This is a genomic window from Mucilaginibacter sp. P2_A5, from assembly GCF_056404995.1.
The window spans coordinates 134988-152579 of sequence record NZ_JBFUCY010000019.1 but is presented as its reverse complement, the minus strand read 5'-3'; the positions used below and the strand labels follow the sequence as shown (position 1 = coordinate 152579).

At 43.1% G+C, this 17592-nt stretch carries 16 protein-coding genes and 1 riboswitch; of the genes, 4 read left to right on the top strand and 12 right to left on the bottom strand.

Translation table 11 applies throughout. The features are described 5' to 3' along the window. The 3 genes from AC1DXF_RS18030 to AC1DXF_RS18020 form a co-directional block, all read left to right on the top strand. Positions 1-406: RICIN domain-containing protein (locus tag AC1DXF_RS18030; RefSeq protein WP_477450118.1), on the top strand; the 406-nt coding region annotated here is incomplete at its 5' end. 104 nt (positions 407-510) lie between these two features. Continuing rightward, entirely contained in the window at positions 511-690 is a 180-nt protein-coding gene (locus AC1DXF_RS18025) for a hypothetical protein (protein ID WP_477450117.1), read from the top strand. 1135 nt (positions 691-1825) lie between these two features. Continuing rightward, a complete protein-coding gene (locus tag AC1DXF_RS18020) occupies positions 1826-2263 on the top strand; it encodes a DUF1801 domain-containing protein (RefSeq protein ID WP_477450116.1) in 438 nt (145 codons plus the stop codon). 326 nt (positions 2264-2589) lie between these two features. Here the strand turns inward: AC1DXF_RS18020 and AC1DXF_RS18015 are convergent, their stop codons facing one another. Both AC1DXF_RS18015 and AC1DXF_RS18010 read right to left on the bottom strand, forming a co-directional pair. Then, positions 2590-5535: an ATP-binding protein gene (locus tag AC1DXF_RS18015; RefSeq protein ID WP_477450115.1), complete on the bottom strand. Its 2946-nt coding sequence runs from the start codon at positions 5533-5535 to the stop codon at positions 2590-2592. A gap of 183 nt (positions 5536-5718) precedes the next feature. Then, a complete protein-coding gene (locus tag AC1DXF_RS18010) occupies positions 5719-5856 on the bottom strand; it encodes a hypothetical protein (RefSeq protein WP_477450114.1) in 138 nt (45 codons plus the stop codon). Positions 5857-6194: 338 nt separating this feature from the next. Here AC1DXF_RS18010 and AC1DXF_RS18005 point away from each other — a divergent pair, with 338 nt between their 5' ends. Then, positions 6195-7076 carry a helix-turn-helix domain-containing protein gene (locus AC1DXF_RS18005; RefSeq protein WP_477450113.1) on the top strand — a complete coding sequence of 294 codons (882 nt, stop codon included), beginning with the start codon at positions 6195-6197 and terminating at the stop codon, positions 7074-7076. Positions 7077-7132: 56 nt separating this feature from the next. On the opposite strand, the gene thiD is transcribed toward AC1DXF_RS18005, so the two are convergent. The 10 genes from thiD to AC1DXF_RS17955 all read right to left on the bottom strand — a co-directional run bounded on the left by thiD (position 7133) and on the right by AC1DXF_RS17955 (position 17152). After that, a complete protein-coding gene (thiD, locus tag AC1DXF_RS18000) occupies positions 7133-7966 on the bottom strand; it encodes a bifunctional hydroxymethylpyrimidine kinase/phosphomethylpyrimidine kinase (RefSeq protein ID WP_477450112.1) in 834 nt (277 codons plus the stop codon). A 20-nt stretch (positions 7967-7986) separates the two neighbouring features. Next, complete coding sequence (moeB, locus tag AC1DXF_RS17995) at positions 7987-9039, bottom strand: molybdopterin-synthase adenylyltransferase MoeB (protein WP_477450111.1); 1053 nt, start codon at positions 9037-9039, stop codon at positions 7987-7989. 2 nt (positions 9040-9041) lie between these two features. Next, complete coding sequence (thiH, locus tag AC1DXF_RS17990) at positions 9042-10157, bottom strand: 2-iminoacetate synthase ThiH (protein WP_477450110.1); 1116 nt, start codon at positions 10155-10157, stop codon at positions 9042-9044. Continuing rightward, entirely contained in the window at positions 10150-10917 is a 768-nt protein-coding gene (locus AC1DXF_RS17985; protein WP_477450109.1) for a thiazole synthase, read from the bottom strand. Before AC1DXF_RS17985 ends, thiH begins: the two co-directional genes overlap by 8 nt. Positions 10918-10928: 11 nt before the next feature. Further along, positions 10929-11576, bottom strand: coding sequence for a thiamine phosphate synthase (locus AC1DXF_RS17980; protein WP_477450108.1), 648 nt, complete (start codon positions 11574-11576; stop codon positions 10929-10931). 22 nt (positions 11577-11598) lie between these two features. Further along, on the bottom strand, positions 11599-12198 hold the full coding sequence (locus AC1DXF_RS17975; protein WP_477450107.1) for a thiamine phosphate synthase: 600 nt from the start codon (positions 12196-12198) through the stop codon (positions 11599-11601). A gap of 4 nt (positions 12199-12202) precedes the next feature. Further along, on the bottom strand, positions 12203-14086 hold the full coding sequence (gene thiC / locus AC1DXF_RS17970) for a phosphomethylpyrimidine synthase ThiC (RefSeq protein ID WP_477450106.1): 1884 nt from the start codon (positions 14084-14086) through the stop codon (positions 12203-12205). A 16-nt stretch (positions 14087-14102) separates the two neighbouring features. Beyond that, positions 14103-14306 carry a sulfur carrier protein ThiS gene (gene thiS, locus AC1DXF_RS17965; RefSeq protein ID WP_477450105.1) on the bottom strand — a complete coding sequence of 68 codons (204 nt, stop codon included), beginning with the start codon at positions 14304-14306 and terminating at the stop codon, positions 14103-14105. 56 nt (positions 14307-14362) lie between these two features. Then, a riboswitch (TPP riboswitch) is annotated at positions 14363-14450 on the bottom strand. Between the two features lie 484 nt (positions 14451-14934). After that, a complete protein-coding gene (locus AC1DXF_RS17960; RefSeq protein ID WP_477450104.1) occupies positions 14935-15894 on the bottom strand; it encodes a hypothetical protein in 960 nt (319 codons plus the stop codon). 4 nt (positions 15895-15898) lie between these two features. Further along, complete coding sequence (locus AC1DXF_RS17955) at positions 15899-17152, bottom strand: MBOAT family O-acyltransferase (protein WP_477450103.1); 1254 nt, start codon at positions 17150-17152, stop codon at positions 15899-15901. Positions 17153-17592 lie beyond the last annotated feature (440 nt).

Below are 17592 nucleotides of genomic sequence, written 5' to 3'. Positions count from 1 at the left end.
TAACAGGAACAGCTTTAAAGCCCTGGAAATTGCTGGCTGGGGTACCACAAATCAAACGCCGGCCGGCCAATGGGAATATTTAGCCGGCGCAAACCAACAATTTAAAATTGAAGATGCCGGGGGCGGTTACTACCGGTTAACCCCTATGCATGCCACCGGAAAATGTTTGGAAATGTATGGCTTTGGCACCGGTAATGGCGGGCAGGTAGATTTATGGGATTACAACGGCGGCCCAAACCAAAAATGGTCAATTCAGATAACCGACAACGGGTATTATAAAATTACCAATGCAAACAGCGGAAAAGTTTTGGACGTCGCAGCATCTTCGCTCAATAACGGCGGTGCACTTGAACAATGGACCAACTCCGGAGGTCGTAATCAGCAATGGGGATTTGTGAAAATATAAGGTAGTATAAATCAATTAAGTTATACCAATTGCCAAAAATCTCTAATGCCTCCGTTTTAAATGAGGTGTTAGAGATTTTTTGGTGTTAAATATTGACGGTTTGAATGACTTGTGCTGGTCAAGAGATCCTGAAGAAACACCCCGGTACCTTCTTCGTCAACAACGAACTCAATACTTACAAATCGGATGTTAAAATAAAGATTGATAAGGAGAAAGCCCGCATTTTGGGTGTCCTGACCAGCGATGTGGTAATAAAACAGGTTTCAACCATAAATTATAAATAATTTGGATGTAGTACGCTGAATATCAATCTTTTTTAAAATTTAAGTACACTATTCATCCTGGCACAGTCCAGCGCCCATTTCAATTAATTATCTCGTTTCGGCCAGCAATTTCAGCAGTTTCCACTGAAGATAGATTCGCCGCGTTCTTTGTGGAAATTCCGCAGGCATGTACCATCCTGTTTCTGAAATAATGAACTGGCAATTCCGTTACACTTTGACCAAGTTAAACTCCTAAATGTTAACAGGGATTTTCCTTACTGTCAACACGATTCTATGCTCTAAACAGCACGGAATGGCTTGGTCATGCGTCGCAGAATACACAGTTTGTTTGTTTTTTTTGTATATTTGAATATAGCATTTGCAGCTATGTAATTATAAATAAAAAGTGGTGAGTAATTCGGTGAGTTCGAAAATGAAAACCAAGTAGATATTAAAATAGAGCGGAAAAACGGTGTAAGTTCGAATCCCTAGCTCTCCGCAACAAAAATCCCAAATGAGTTCAAAAGGTCTTAAATGTAAAATTTAAGGCCTTTTTTGTTTTTTCCATGCCGAATTGAACCATAAAAATCTATTCTGAGGCGGGCAGCGCATTCGAGGTTATTGGTTATTCCTTACGCAGTATGGAGTATGGAAATTACCTTGCTTATTTCTTTTACGCCCGCTCATATTTCCCCGATTTCAAGAACTCGCCGGGAGAAAGGAAACTTTCAAGATTAGTAACACGACAAATTGACGTTGGACCGATGATCTTCTTGTTAGTCGGTGCTACAATCAATACATGATAGCCCATTGTTGAGCCGGATAAACTTAAAAGTTTGTCGGCATGGGTAAAACGTCGGTCGGACCCGCAAAATTGATGAGGATTTTTCCCGTCGTCGCTACAATTACGATTTGTTTTTTTTCGACCTGTAGTCCATGGGGCAAATTTATAAATTAACACCACTGGCTCAAAGCACATAAATTATACGTTTTAGGCCATATAAGGGATTCGTTGCTGTAAAATCGGGTTTTGCAAACGAAGTAGTCTTCCCGGAACAAAGTTCAACCTACCTAAACATTCCCTTAGGCTTATTGGCGGCGTTTATTCGCGAATTTTAGTAAATTCGTTTACCTGTAATAACAGAACCAGCCTATTATGTCGGAAAAGAAGTCAAAACTCGCCGAGATCAAAACCAAGCCCACTACGGTCAGTGTCATGGATTTTATCCAGGCTATGCCGGATGAGCAAAAGCGCAAAGACAGCTTAGTGTTATTGGAAATAATGCAGCAGGCAAGCGGTGAAGCCCCGGTACTCTGGAGCAATTCTATTGTTGGTTTTGGGTTGAAACGGTATGAAAGCCCTGCGAGCGGCCGGCAGGTGGACTGGTTCCAGGTTGGTTTCGCGCCGCGTAAGGCGAACCTGACGGTTTACCTGATCGATATGGGTAAGCACGACGCGGCACTGCCAAAGCTCGGCAAGTATAAAACGGGCGGCGGTTGTTTGTACCTGAATAAACTGGCGGACGTGGACCTGGAAGTGCTGCGGGGGATGATTGTGCCGGCGCTTGCCCCTCAATCGCAAACGTGCAGCTAGTGGCCGTCGCAGTCTTGTATGATAAATTCACGCCCGTAGGGACGCTGAATCATCTCTTGCTTTATGGTGGGTCTTTTGGCGCAGACCTCTTTATAAAAGGCTTCGGTCCCGGGTATCTGGATCAAAAAGTCAGGGGTGCCACAACGGATATAGTCGTTGATGTTGAGATTAGTGACACCTGTACCGCCAAAGTGGATCTGGAAGCCGTGACGCTCCAGCATCACGAGGCAATTAGCAACTACAAATACGGTATATGTTGCGTCTCGTAGCCATTTCCAGGTAATGTCAATACTATAGGCCAGTAAAACATAAGCAGGAGTTAAATATCAGGCTACTACCACCTTACTTGGTGCAAAGCCGAAATGGCGCGAAAAACTTGCCGAAAAACTGGCAGGGCTGCCAAAACCAACCATATAAGCTACCTCGGATACGGTTGCCACCCTGCGCTCTAACAAATTATGAGCGTATTGCAGGCGAACGATACGAATCAATTCGCCCGGCGCCTGGCCAATAAGGTCTTTTAACTTGCGGTGCAGTTGTGTGCGGCTAAGCCCTATATCGGCAGCAAGCTGATCTGCGCTGTAGCCATCTTCACTCAAGTGACTTTCAACAGCCAGGCGTACCCGTGCGATAAAATTCTGCTCAATGGATGGCAGCGCGGTGGTATCTTTCAGCCACAGGTGGCGGGTACTGTAATGCAGGCGTAATTGCTCTCGTACATTAATGAGGTTTTCTATCAGGGCAAATAATTCACGCTGATCAAATGGCTTAGCCAAATAGGCATCAGCCCCGGTTTCAATACCCTGTATGCGGCTGTCCACTCCGGCTCTGGCGGTTAGGATAATGACTGGTATATGGCTGGTTTTTTCATCTTTTTTTAGCGTCGTGCTCACTTCGTAGCCACTTATCTTTGGCATCATCAGGTCTGTAATAACCAGGTTTGGGATGTGTTGCAAACCAAGGGCTATACCTTCTTCGCCATCTGCCGCGGTAATTAACCTGTACCTGCCGGCCAACGACTGCCGAATAAATTCCCTCAGTTCGTGATGGTCCTCAATCAGTAGGATCATTGGGCTGCTTTCATCGGCAGCCAACGCTTCACCTTTATCAACTACCGGCGTAAATGCCTCTCCGATTTGTGTTTCCCCTATTGGTTCCGTAACCGCTTCCACAGGCTGGTATGGCATATCTATGCGGATCTGTGTAAACAAGCCCTCGGCGCTTTCGGCTGTCATCTGCCCGCCCATCAGTTCAACCAGCTCTTTGGTGAGCGCCAGGCCAATACCCGTACCTCCTGCTGACCGGGTATCCGACGGATCGGCCTGGTAAAAACGGGTAAAAATATACGGCAGCTTGGCGGCAGGAATCCCTTTACCGGTATCCCTAATGGTAAGGGTGAAGGTGCTGTTTTGTACTTCTGTATTTTGGTGCAATGCAATTTCTATCTTTCCCTTGTCGGTAAATTTCAGCGCGTTTGATAGTATGTTAAGGATCACCTTATCCATTTTATCCCGGTCGGTCAATATCCAAAGGATATCTCGGTCGGCGGAAAAACGCAGGGTAATGCTTTTTTGTAAAGCCAGCGATTCGTAGGAGAGTGTGTGCAGTTTCACCAGCCCCACCAGATCTACCGGCGCCAGGTTTACATCCATCAGGCCGCTTTCTACTTTGCTTAAATCCAGCAGCTGGTTGATCAGTTGCAGCAAACGTTCGGCGTTACCGATGATCAGCCTCAGGTTTTTATTGGTATCCCCGGTAGGTGTATATAACAACTCCTTCGCCGGGTTCATGATCAGCGTAAGCGGTGTTTTAAACTCGTGGGTAATGTTGGCGAAAAAGCGCGATTTTACCGCATCTAATTCCAGCAGTTTGTCGGCCTGTTCTTTCAGCTCGGCAGTACGCTGTTGCACAATTTGCTCCAACCGGCGGGCTTCGGTGGCTATCAGTTCTGTTTTTTCGGCCTCCTGGGCAAGTGCCCGGGCCGATAGATTTTCTACCTCCCTCAGTTTTGCCGTAAGGTTTTGATTGGTACGGGCAAAGTCAAGCGCCAGGTAAAGCGATAAGCAAAGTGGCAAAACTAATGATCCGGCGCCCATTACAAACAAACGCAGAGAGTTAAGCCCATACGGCCAGATGGTAAACATATCATCCCAGGCAAAAACAAAAACCAATATTATTGTGCCTACGCCAATACCAATAAGCCAGGCATCCTTTTGCCCCCGCTTAATAACCTGGGCTGCCGACCATAGGCCATCCAGCATACAAACAATATAGGTTATGGAAAAATAGTCGTTCCATGTAGCAAACTTGAAAATCCAAAACTTTAAAATATACTCTACAAGGTAAAATAGCGTAATGCCGGTTAAGGCTGCCATACGCCACCCGGGTACCCGGCGGTAATTGAGTACGTATAGTAACAACACTGCAGCCCACATGATGAGCACTTTGCAGGCAATGGTTGTAAAATCGGCAAGGTATTGTACGGCAGGGTACGGCGTAAGGTAATATTGGTAAATAGCCATGCCATTTATACCTATCAATAGCACAAACAGCGCGTAATAAGCATTAAGCTTTTGCCGGGGGTAAAAAAGGAAAAACAGAAAATGCAGCAGGCCCAATATCAGTTGCGCAGCAGCAAACATGGGCAAATAATCAAGCAACTTTTTGCTGGCACTCGTTTTTTCGGCACGTTTTATATAATCGCCGATAGAAAGCTGGAACCCTAAAAAATCTGGGTAAACGCCAAAAAAATTTGAATACCGGATAGCAAGCAGGTGCGGGCGGGTATCGGTAAACCAAAGCGGAATTAGGTCCCTTGGGGCGCGGATAGCCTCCATTTGCTGTGCTGAGTGCCCTACCTTGCCATAACCGCCTATGGGTTTGGCATCAAAAAATATCTCAGAAGCGCCATCGTGATTAATGCTTATGAAAAGTTTTCTGTTTACCAGCCCGGTATCGGTCCTTATCCATAAGCCGAACCAGCCCATACCACTCCATCGCCGTGGCGCATTGGTTTTACCAAAAACAGTATGATTAACGGTATCCCAGCCCATTGTGGTGGCTACAACTTGCTTATCACCGGGCAAATCGCCGGGATGGAAAAACCAAAGCGAATCATCAAGGAATACCTGGTTATGTATACCAAAATCGCTGCCGCGTATTACGGTTGCTTGTTGCCCAACGGCCCGGTTTACCAGGCACAATAATACCAGGCACACCAAAAACGTGCAACACCTTATGTACTTATATGGAAAAATACTCCTCCTATACATACAAAATATCTGGCAACTACTTGTTTTTCAAAAATAATACTTTCAAACGCCGAACGCAATTGTAAATGATAATATAATACCGGCACAAACACTACTAAGCCTTAGATGGCAGATTTGAGTACTAAGTGTCCTATTTGGACCAGGTGATTCAAGAATTAACGTCTGTTGAAGCCTCTAAAATTTTCACCTCATTTTAAACGATTGCGCAAAGTTAGGCCTTTGGATAGAGGTTGCCGGATAACTTAATGAGGAAGCATACGGATTGGCGGCTGTTCCTAAAATGGTTAATCCCAAACCTTTTATTGGTGTTCTCCTTTTCATGAATTAAATTTTGACGTTTTTATACATTAGTCAGGTACAACCGTTTTAACAGGTTAGTAGCCCCGGGGTCACAAGTCAAAAATTCCTCTAGGTCAAAATCCATAATTGGGCATCGGCAATTATTGCGATTGCCGTTTGTAATTGATAAACCAAATCTACCTGCAAATAATTGTTAAATAGTTGGCCTAATGTGACTTTTTTTATACGAAACCGACATTTTGTTTAATATTGCTCTGTCGAAAGCACTAAGCATCTTTGGGACTCCACCCCGGGAATGCATATAACGGTACCCGTATAGGTGAAACGACAGTTTAAAAACAGCTTATTTACTGCACATTATGATTAAAAGACCACTAAAACATACCTATACGCTATTGAATGTAGATCATGTGAATCTTGGCCCAAAATGGAACTATAAAAATGTGATTAGTCCGTATTTCAGACTTTATTACATTGATGCCGGTGCAGGCGAAATTTCAGATATTTCAACAACGCTGAACCTTGAGCCCGGATTTTTATACATGATACCAAGTTTCACTTTGTGCAACCTTACTTGCCAAAGTCACCTGAGCCAGTATTTTATCCAGTTTTTCGAAGAGTCATCCGATGGCATCTCCTTGTTCGCGCGAAACCGGTCTGTTTTTAAAGTAAACGCAACAAAAGTTGATATCTTGAATTTTGGCCGCTTACTGGAAATAAATCCTGGCAGGGGCATCAACCGTTCTGACAACCCCAGGATTTACGAAAAAAACATCTTTTACAAAGAGTATCAAGAACTTAACAATCAGCAAAACATGGCGACTTTTACAGAAACCCATGGCATTCTTTTGCAATTGGTCTCTCGCTTTTTAACATCGGAGATATTTAAACATAAAGAAGTCAGCCACATACCAGTTAAAATTCTTAATGCGATCAGTCATATCCAATTGAACCTGCACCAGGAGTTGTCAGTAACCGACCTGGCCGAAAAAGCGAACCAGCATGCTGATTATTTTTCACGCTTGTTTCAACAATACACCGGCGAAAGGCCGTTAAAATATATTCATGAAAAAAGAATTGAACGGGCCCAATATCTGATGGTAACAACTCAGCTGACTTATGCAGAAATTGCTGTTCAAACCGGTTTCGAAAATATATTTTATTTTTCCAAAATATTTAAAAAGGTTACCGGTATGTCTCCTGGTAATTATAAAAAACAAATCGATTTTGTCCGTTTTTAGGTTTCCAAGCAATTTATGCCCCTTATAAGTGAATCCGTATTTCCTGCCGGGTAATTTTATTCCAATTTTAATTTTATTAGTTTTTGAGGATCAAAAAAGTGGTTTAATGGCCCGTGCCCGTTACCGGTTTTTACATCTTTACCATGTTCAATAGCATGTTGAACATATAGCTTGCTTTGCGCTACTGCTTTATTCAAATTGTACCCCAACGCTATGAAGGATGCGATAGCAGACGATAAACTGCACCCTGTTCCGTGTGTATTCGGGGTATCTATAGCTGTCGACTTGAAAATGTGCTCGTTGCCATGCCTATCCAGGTAAACATCAAACAGGTCGGGGCCTTTTAAATGCCCGCCCTTAACCAGTACTGCGTTACATCCGTATTGCATGATCCGAGTCGCCGCAGCTTTCATATCGGCAAGGGTGTTGATCTCAATTTCGGCCAGTATGGCCGCCTCATCCAGGTTTGGCGTAATAATTTGAGCCAATGGAAAGAGATGTTTTTTAAACATTGCTGTCGTATTGCTTTCAATTAAACGGCGTCCGCTGGTGGCTACCATCACCGGGTCAAAAACAATGGGCACCTTAGGGTAACCAGCTAATACCCCGACAATGGCTATAGCCAGTTCGGCACTGGGCACCATGCCAATTTTTACAGCCGATGGTTTTAAATCGTCCATTACAGCTTTGATCTGTGCTTTTACAAAATTAACCGGGATGAGATGTATGCCGCTAACCCCTAAAGTGTTTTGTACAGTGACCGCGGTAATGGCCGTGGTGCCAAAACAGCCCAGGGCGCTCATGGTTTTCAGGTCGGCCTGTGTACCGGCGCCACCGCCACCGTCCGATCCGGCAATGCTGAGTACTACCGGGTATCTGTATTTACTCATATATAAAACTGAACTGTTGGTTAAATAATGCCATTTTTTAAACTGTACATTTGGCCTTGGTACAGGGCCTTTATTAGCTGAATGGCCATTTTACTGCGTTGCCCCGTTTGGCAGCAGAACACCAGCTTTTTATTTGGGGGTAATAGCCCGATATGCTCTTTTAGTTCGTATAAAGGGAGATTAATTCCGCCAATATTATAATCTTCAAACTCATAAGTTTCGCGTACATCAACAAGTTGTACTTCGCCCGGCGCCCCGGCTAACCAGTTGTTCAATTCATCCATGGTTATTTCAGGATGAGTAGTCGGGACAGGTTCAGCAATGCCGATATCCGTCGATTTTGCTTTTTTTTGCTGCCTTCCAACTTTAAAAACACTGGTGGTATTATTCAGCGCATTTATCGTCATTAATTTACCGGATAAGGTTTCGCCAATACCACAAATCATTTTGATTGCCTCATTAGCCATATAGGTGCCGATGATGCCGGGTAAAACACCCAATACACCGATCTCGGAACAATTGGGTACTTCGTCAATGGGTGGCGCTTCGGGGAATACATCCCTATAATCGGGGGCACCCTGGTAATTAAATACCGCAACATGCCCCTCAAATTTGAATATCGAACCAAATACAAGCGGCTTATTTAACGCCACACAGGTATCATTTACCAGGTAGCGGGTACCAAAATTGTCCGAGCCATCTATAACCAGGTCGTAGTGATTACAAATGTCTAACGCATTATCGGAGGTAAAACGCTCGTTATAAGCTGTAATATTTACGTATGGATTTAGCAACGTAAGCTTTTCTTTGGCCGCATCGGCTTTCGATCTGCCTTTGTCGGCTGTAGTATATAGTATTTGGCGGTGCAGGTTACTCAAATCTACCACGTCATCGTCCACAATACCAATCTCGCCTAAGCCGGCCGCAGTAAGGTATTGTAACACAGGGCAACCCAAACCACCTGCACCAATCATTAGCACTTTGGCGTTCTTCAGTTTTTCTTGTCCGGGTAAACCGATTTCGGGGAGGATGGTCTGCCTGCTGTACCGTTTTAATTCTTCGCCTTCAAACATAATTACAGGGTTAAACTGTTATCCCAATCTTTCCAAACCGGCTCGTAACCTTGCGACCTGATGACCTGTACTATCTGCTCCGGGCTGCGTTCGTCACTGATCTCAAATTGTTCCAGCGACTCAGGTTCAACGGCATATCCACCAGGATTTGTTTTTGATCCGGCACTAATGTTGGTAATACCCAATTTGATGATATTATTGCGAAAGTGTTCAGATTCCCGTGTCGACATCGAGAGTTCTACCTCCTGGTTAAATATACGGTAAGCGCATATGAGTTGTACCAGTTCCCGGTCGCTCATTTCTACTTTGGGTTCCAAACCGCCACTAAAAGGCCTTAACCGTGGGAACGAAAGGCCGTATTTACTTTGCCAATATTTTTTCTCCAAATAGTTGAGGTGCAATGCGGTAAAAAAGCAGTCGGTACGCCAGTCTTCCAGGCCTATCAATACACCTAAACCCATTTTATGGATACCGGCCTGGCCCAGGCGGTCGGGTGTTTCCAACCGATAATTAAAATTTGATTTTTTGCCTTTTGGATGGTGTTTTCTATAATCTTCCTGGTGATAGGTTTCCTGGTAAACCAGCACCGTGTTTAGCCCATAAGGAGTTAACTGTTGATAGTCTTCCAGGTCGAGTGGTTGCACCTCCATTGATATATGAGAGAAATGAGGGCGGATCAGGTCGAGTACTTTTTTAAAATAGTCTACATGCACGTTTTCATTATCTTCCCCGGTAACCAAAAGTACATGGTCGTAGCCCATATTCTTAATAACACAAACTTCCTGCATGATCTCCATCGGAGAAAGCGTTTTGCGCTTTACCTTATTATCATAGCTGAAACCACAATATGTACAAATATTTTTACATTCGTTAGATAGGTAAAGCGGCACATACATCTGTATCACCTTGCCAAAGCGGTTTAATGTTAATTGCTGGCTAATAGCTGCCATTTGCTCCAGATAAGGCGCTGCCGCCGGGGATACCAGCGCCTTGAAATCTTCCATTGTCCGTTTTTCAGCAGACAAGGCCTTTTCCACATCATACCCGGTTTTAGCATAAATACTGGCCTTGGTTTCGTCCCAGTTATAGGTTTCAAAAATGTCTTTAAAGCTATTCATCTAAAAAGGAGGTTAAGGGGCTACTTGCCACAGCATGGGTTACAGGCAAGGCCAGTTTTGCTTCGTAGGCCATACGGCCGGCAATTACCGCCATTTTAAATGCTTCTGCCATTTGTACAGGGTAGCCCGAAACAGCAATGGCCGTATTCACCAATACGGCATCGGCGCCTATTTCCATCGCCCAGGCTGCATCAGATGGCGAGCCGATACCCGCATCCACAATTACCGGTACATTACTCTGGCTAATGATGATCTCTAAAAAATCTATAGTTTTCAACCCCTTATTGCTGCCGATAGGCGAACCCAAAGGCATTACTGCCGAGGTACCTGCATCTTCCAGTCGTTTACACAGCACCGGATCGGCATGGATATAGGGTAATACAATAAACCCTAATTTGGCTAGTTCTTCAGTCGCTTTTAAGGTTTCGATGGGGTCGGGCATCAGATACTTAGGATCGGGGTGGATTTCCAGTTTGATCCAGTTGGTTTCCAATGCCTCTCTTGCCAGTTGAGCCGCAAAAATAGCTTCTTTGGCATTACGCACTCCCGATGTATTGGGTAAAAGGTTAATATGCGGGTATTTGAGGCGGATGAGCAGGTCGTCCTGATCGTTGTTTTTGATATCCACGCGTTTTAGGGCAACCGTTACGAGTTCTGAGCCGGAAGCAAGCAGGGCTTCTTCCATCAAAATTGAGGAACTAAACTTGCCGGTACCGGTAAACAAACGGGAGTTAAAGGTTTTATCGGCTATTTTTAACATGATCTTTTAGATTAAATAAGTTCATTTATTGACGGGGTATTCAGTTGTTGATAGCTATAATCAACTATAGCTTTCCGGTCAGTGGCCCTGGTAATAGCGCCGGATATGGCTACACCATACAGCCCGGCATCCACCAGCGAGGTAATGTCTTCAGGCAATACACCGCCAATGCAGATAATAGGCACCGTCATATTTGCGGCACGCATTTGTTTCACGATAGCCTTTAAGCCCTCCAAACCTAAAATGGGGCTTAGCTTTGCTTTGGTTGTTGTGAAACGGTAAGGGCCACAACCTACATAATCAACACCCTCGGTCACCCTTTGCCGGATATGCTGAAAGGTATTGGCCGTTCCGCCGATGATCATTTGCTGACCGACGATACGCCTGGCCTGGGCGACAGACATATCCTGCAAACCCAAATGAACGCCATAAGCCCCTGCTTTCAGCGCGACTTCCGGATGGTCGTTCACAATCAGTTTCGCACCATGCTGGTTGCATAACTTATTGGCTTCGATGGCATATTCCAGGATTACCCCGGCGGGCTGATCTTTAACCCGGAGTTGCACCCATTTGCAGCCAGCCTCTAATGCCTGCCGGATAGCCGTCAGGTGCGATCCGTTGTCGGGTTGTTGGGAGATATAATGTAGTTTATCGATCATTGTATTTGTATTCGTATTTCATTTATGCCGGGAGATTTTCTTTTAATTTTTTAAAGCATTCTGAGGCTTCATCCGGTTCATTCCAAAGCGCACCCAAAACCGCTACGCCATCAAAACCCATCGCATTAACTTTCGCTAAGTTGGATAGCTTTACTCCTCCCAAGGCAATTACTTTGGGTTTTATATTGATTTTATCCAGTTTAAAATCAGCGGTTAATTTACTTTGATGGCCTGGCTTGGATATACTATTAAACACCGGCCCGAAAAAAACATAATCAAAAGGTGTTACCCTGGGAAGTATCGAAATATCATGAATAGAAGTGCTTAGCGTAAATCCGTCATCCAGTTTACTTTGCCATTGCATTGTGCCTGATGCTTCTCGTGCCCTTTCGGTATAATGCAGCCTTTTGATCCCGTAATCAGTTGCTATTTCGTGAAATTGGTGCAGGGCAATCCGTTCATAAAAACGGGGTGCTATCCCATTCAATAATCTTTCTACCGTCCGCATATCGCTTTCTGGTTTACGCAAATGAAAACATTTCAAACCCGCCATAAACAGCTTGTTGATGAGGGTACTTTCATCGGCAACAGCGGTCGGGTTCGAAATAACAATTAACTCCATGTTTCTACAGATAAATTTCGCTGCCTTTTTGCAGAAACTCTTTTGATTTTTCTTCCATGCCTTTAGATAATGCGTCAGCGTCGCCCATGCCGTTTTCTTTGGCGTAGTCGCGCACATCCTGCGTAATCTTCATGGAGCAGAAATTAGGCCCGCACATGGAGCAGAAATGGGCGATCTTGGCACCATCTGCAGGCAGGGTTTCGTCATGAAACTCCCTGGCGGTGTCGGGGTCAAGCGACAGGTTAAACTGATCTTCCCAGCGGAATTCAAAACGGGCTTTGCTTAAGGCATTATCACGATATTGTGCGCCCGGATGTCCTTTGGCCAGGTCGGCTGCGTGAGCGGCAATTTTATATGTGATCACTCCGTCTTTTACATCTTTTTTGTTAGGCAGGCCCAAATGCTCCTTGGGTGTTACATAACAAAGCATCGCCGTACCAAACCAGCCAATCATCGCCGCGCCAATAGCCGACGTAATATGGTCATAGCCTGGTGCAATATCTGTAGTGAGCGGGCCTAAAGTATAAAATGGTGCTTCGCCGCAGTGCGCCAGCTGTTTATCCATATTTTCTTTGATCATGTGCATTGGGATATGTCCCGGGCCTTCAATAATGGTTTGCACATCGTGCTTCCAGGCGATCTTGGTCAGCTCGCCCAAAGTTTCCAGTTCACCAAATTGTGCGGCATCATTGGCATCAGCAATACAGCCTGGCCTTAATCCGTCGCCTAATGAAAATGCTACATCATAGGCTTTCATAATCTCGCAGATCTCTTCAAAATGCGTATACAAAAAGTTTTCCTGATGATGTGCCAAACACCATTTCGCCATGATAGAGCCGCCACGCGATACGATACCGGTAATCCTTTTAGCCGTAAGGGGCACATAACGCAACAAAACGCCCGCGTGGATGGTAAAATAATCTACGCCCTGTTCGGCTTGCTCTATTAGCGTATCCCTGAAAAGTTCCCAGGTGAGGTCTTCGGCCTTGCCATTTACTTTTTCCAGGGCCTGGTAAATAGGTACGGTACCAATTGGAACCGGCGAGTTGCGGATGATCCATTCGCGGGTTTCGTGTATGTTTTTGCCAGTCGAAAGATCCATAATGGTATCGGCCCCCCAGCGGCAGGCCCATACGGTTTTTTCTACTTCTTCTTCAATACTGGACGTAACGGCAGAGTTACCTATGTTGGCATTGATCTTCACCAGGAAATTACGCCCGATAATCATCGGTTCGCTTTCGGGGTGGTTAATATTGGATGGGATAACCGCGCGGCCGCAGGCTACTTCCTGGCGTACAAATTCCGGTGTAATATAGCCTTTGGGGGTATTGGCCCCAAAGCTTTGACCCGGATGCTGATGAGACATCACCTCATATTGCCCATTCAATTGCTCCTTTAATAAATCGATACGCTGGTTCTCGCGGATGGCGATATATTCCATTTCCGGGGTAATGATCCCTTTTCGGGCATAATGCATTTGTGATACATTCATGCCCGGTTTGGCCTTATAGGGTTTGCTGATGTGCGCAAACCTTAACGCGTCCAGCTTTTGATCATTGGCACGCAGGTTTCCATAATCGGAGGAAATTGCCTGCAACTGTTCCACATCGCCCCTGTCAACAATCCATTGCTCACGCAGCCTTGGCAAACCTTGTTTCACATCAATTTCGATATCAGGATCGGTAAAAGGACCGCTTGTATCGTAAATAGTGACGGGGGCATTCGGTTCAGTTTCGCCAAACCTGCCGTGAAGTTTGGTTTCACTGAGTTCAACCTCGCGCATAGCGACTTGGATGTTATGGATATGTCCTTTGACATAGACTTTGCGCGACGCGGGGAATGGCGTTCGGCTGATTACTTGTTCTCCTGGAGTTTTTTCAGTTTTCATGTGTTGGTTGTATATTTTATCCGCCCTGGGTTGCTTTGATAATGGTAATATGATCGCCGGGATTTAAGAGGTGAGTAACCCAATTGGCTTTAGGGACGATTTCCTGGTTCACTGCAATAGCAATGCCTTTGGCCGGCTGGGTAAGAACAGTGGCAAGCATTTGCTGCAAAGAGCAAGCATCAGAAACGGAATAATTTTGTTGATTTACGGTAATTTCCATCCTGTTTAAATTTTAAACGATAGGAATGGAACCGTTGGAGGATTGGTAAACAACCTTAAGGTTGCACTACTTTTCCCTTCGGCAGTACTAACTGCATCAGGTTCAAAGGGTATTTCTCAGCACAAGGCACCCCTAAAGTTTTTTGTAAATGTATAAAGTATTTTGATTTTAATTTATTTTTTTATTCTGCTATTGCCCAGGTCGTATTGATTTTATTATCAGTTATGTTGATTGACTCTGTTCATCAGGCGTACTGTTTCGAATATCGGAAAGTGAATCCATGTACCTCCGGTGATATCTACACCGCCGACTACTGAAGAAGATTATTGGTTGTTAACGTAACTAAACAATAAAACCCAATCAGATGTAATATCTAATTGGGTTTTAGCGATTTTAGAAATTTAATTGAAAGAAAAGAATTTAGTGTCGTCTGACGGTGAGAACAAGCACAATGAAATCAGCGGACTTAAGTCAGGAAAGTAACATACGCAATTTTCCTATACTTAATTATTAAATAGTCTTGAATCAAAAAACGCAGATATGAAGTGCTGGGAAAGTAGAAGAATCATCTTAAGATATGGGCAATTAGCACGAAAAGCCTCGCGAACAAGAACAAATCAGCCCATTTCTATTTTAACACATCGGCAGAGTTGTTAATCGCCCCGGTATGTTTTATTATAGATTCGGTGTCAAAAGCTAATATACCTGCTTCAATTTGCTTGTTAAAATAATTAGAAAACCTTGAAGCTCCTTTTAAGTTTAAATGACCAGGATCAGCAAATTCATCATCATTTAATGGAAAATTATTGAAATCGATAAGTTTAACGTCGTTAAAGTATCGGTTTTTAATACCCAAATAAACTTTTTCATTGCGCCGGTATTCGTAATATTTGTATTGCGGGCTTCTAACCAAAAATAGCTTTTTCTTTCTTTGCTTACAATAATCAATAATTTTCCTCAGGTATATCAAGTTTATATATGACAGCCGGGGGTTAAAAAAACGTTTTTTAACTACTTCATGGGTTAAGCTATCACCCCCGTTTAATATTTGAGACCTGTTCAATTTTAAATACCCCCCCATCCTATCTGTAAAATTATAGTCGAAAGTTATTGCTTTAAACAAGTTTTGCCTGGCCGAAATAGATATGCAATTAAAAAAAACGCCACGATCATGTTTAAATAAAACGTTGATCTCTGAGGCATCCATGAATGACGAGTATAATGGGAACATATTAGACATGTATTTATAATCCCAGGTCCAGTCGTTCATCTTCTCATCAATCTGATTGTTTGAATACTCAATCAGCACGGTTTCAATTTGAGGGTTTTGAGTTATTATTTTTCTTACTTTTTGATAAGTATAAAAATATGGTTCTGCCGAGTGCGAAAGGTTTTTAAAACCGGTTATTAAGGAATCATTAAAAGCACATTCGGGATGCGAATGGCCAAATAATACAATTTTATATTTTCTATTAATCTTAAAATCTGAAAAGTTATTTACCAAACAGGCAGGTATAGCAACTAAGCCACATAGTAATGTTAAACTGGTTAAAATAAAAAGCAAAGTATTTTTCAGGAATTGCTTCATTACTCTAAAATTGAAAATAAATGAATTGTTGTTCTTTACCGGTAAACAGGAAGATCAAAAAGACTAAAAGATAATAAAAAGCCATCCGATAGCGGCGTTTTTGCAACTTAGACAATGTTGAAATTGCATAAGGATTTTCGCGGCCGAGCCATTCCACTATAAGGAACAGGATTATCAGCAAAATGGTTTCAAACAGCTGGCTTCGGCTAACATCAAGATTGAAGCCCGAAAACAGCGATGTAGAAAATATTTTTGAAATGTAGCTTAGGGCCTGTGCAACACTATTTGCCCTGAAAAATATCCAGGCAAATACTACCATCGAAAAAGTTAAAACGATATGACCTAATTCTGTAAAGGTGGGTAAACGTTTACCCTTGGCCACAATTTCCAGATTGTTTCTGTTTGTTTTTAAGATGATAGAGGGCATTATGAATAAAGCATTTAAAAAGCCCCAAACAATAAACGTCCAGTTGGCGCCGTGCCAAAAACCACTAATCAAAAAAATTATAAAAGTATTCCTGATTTTCATCCATGTACCTACTTTACTGCCGCCAAGAGGCACGTACAAATAATCGCGAAACCAGGTTGACAGCGAAATATGCCACCTTCTCCAAAACTCTGCTACATCTCTTGAAAAATACGGAAAGGCAAAGTTCCTTAGCAGTTCTATCCCAAACAATCTTGCCACCCCAAGAGCTATATCCGAATAACCGGAGAAATCGCAATAAATTTGGAATGAAAAAAACAATGCACCTAATACCAATGTGCTACCGGTATAAACTGCGGAATTTGCAAAGATCATATTCGCATAACCGGCGCATTGATCAGCAATAACCATCTTTTTAAATAGGCCCCATAATATTTGGCGCAAGCCATCAACCGCTTTGTAATAATCAAATGCACGCTTTGCTTTTATTTGCGGCAGCAAATGTGTTGCCCTTTCAATGGGACCGGCCACCAACAACGGAAAAAAACTAACAAATAGTGAATAGTCAACAAAGTTTCGTTCGGCCTGTATCCTGTTTTTATAAACATCAATTACATATGATAACCCGTGGAATGTATAAAAAGAAATCCCTACCGGTAAAATTACTTTCAAAGTCCAGGGACTTACGTGCAGGCCAATATTTGCAGAGAACTGCGCAAATGATGAAGCAAAAAAGTTATAGTATTTAAAAACACATAGAAAGCCCAGGTTTATTATTATGCTGAGCCAGAACCACATTTTTCTGTGTTCACTACTATCAGAACCCGCCATTTTAAGTCCGGTAAAGTAGTCTAACAAGGTTGAAAATATCAATAAAAAAAGAAAACGCCAATCCCAGCACGCATAAAAAAAGTAACTGGCACAAAGCAGCAACAAATTTTGTAACCTTAAACTCTTGTCAAATAACAACCAGTAAAGAACAAAAACAACAGGTAAAAAAATTGCAAAGCCAATGGAGTTAAACAGCATAATGCAGGCATTGATGTTTTAAAATTGCAAGGGAATAGTAAAATTCAGTTAAGTAACTGCTTGTAAACTACAAACCGGGTTTAAACAAACCGCTAAATTTTTGATTGGGAGTTTGGCTTTAGTTATTAACCTCTTGGCAAACACCTCGCTTTTGGGTAAATAGCCTTTATAACAGGGGGAAAAAACTCAATAAACGACACATACCTAAACGCCATAATTAAGTATGTGCCCAAAAATACTGT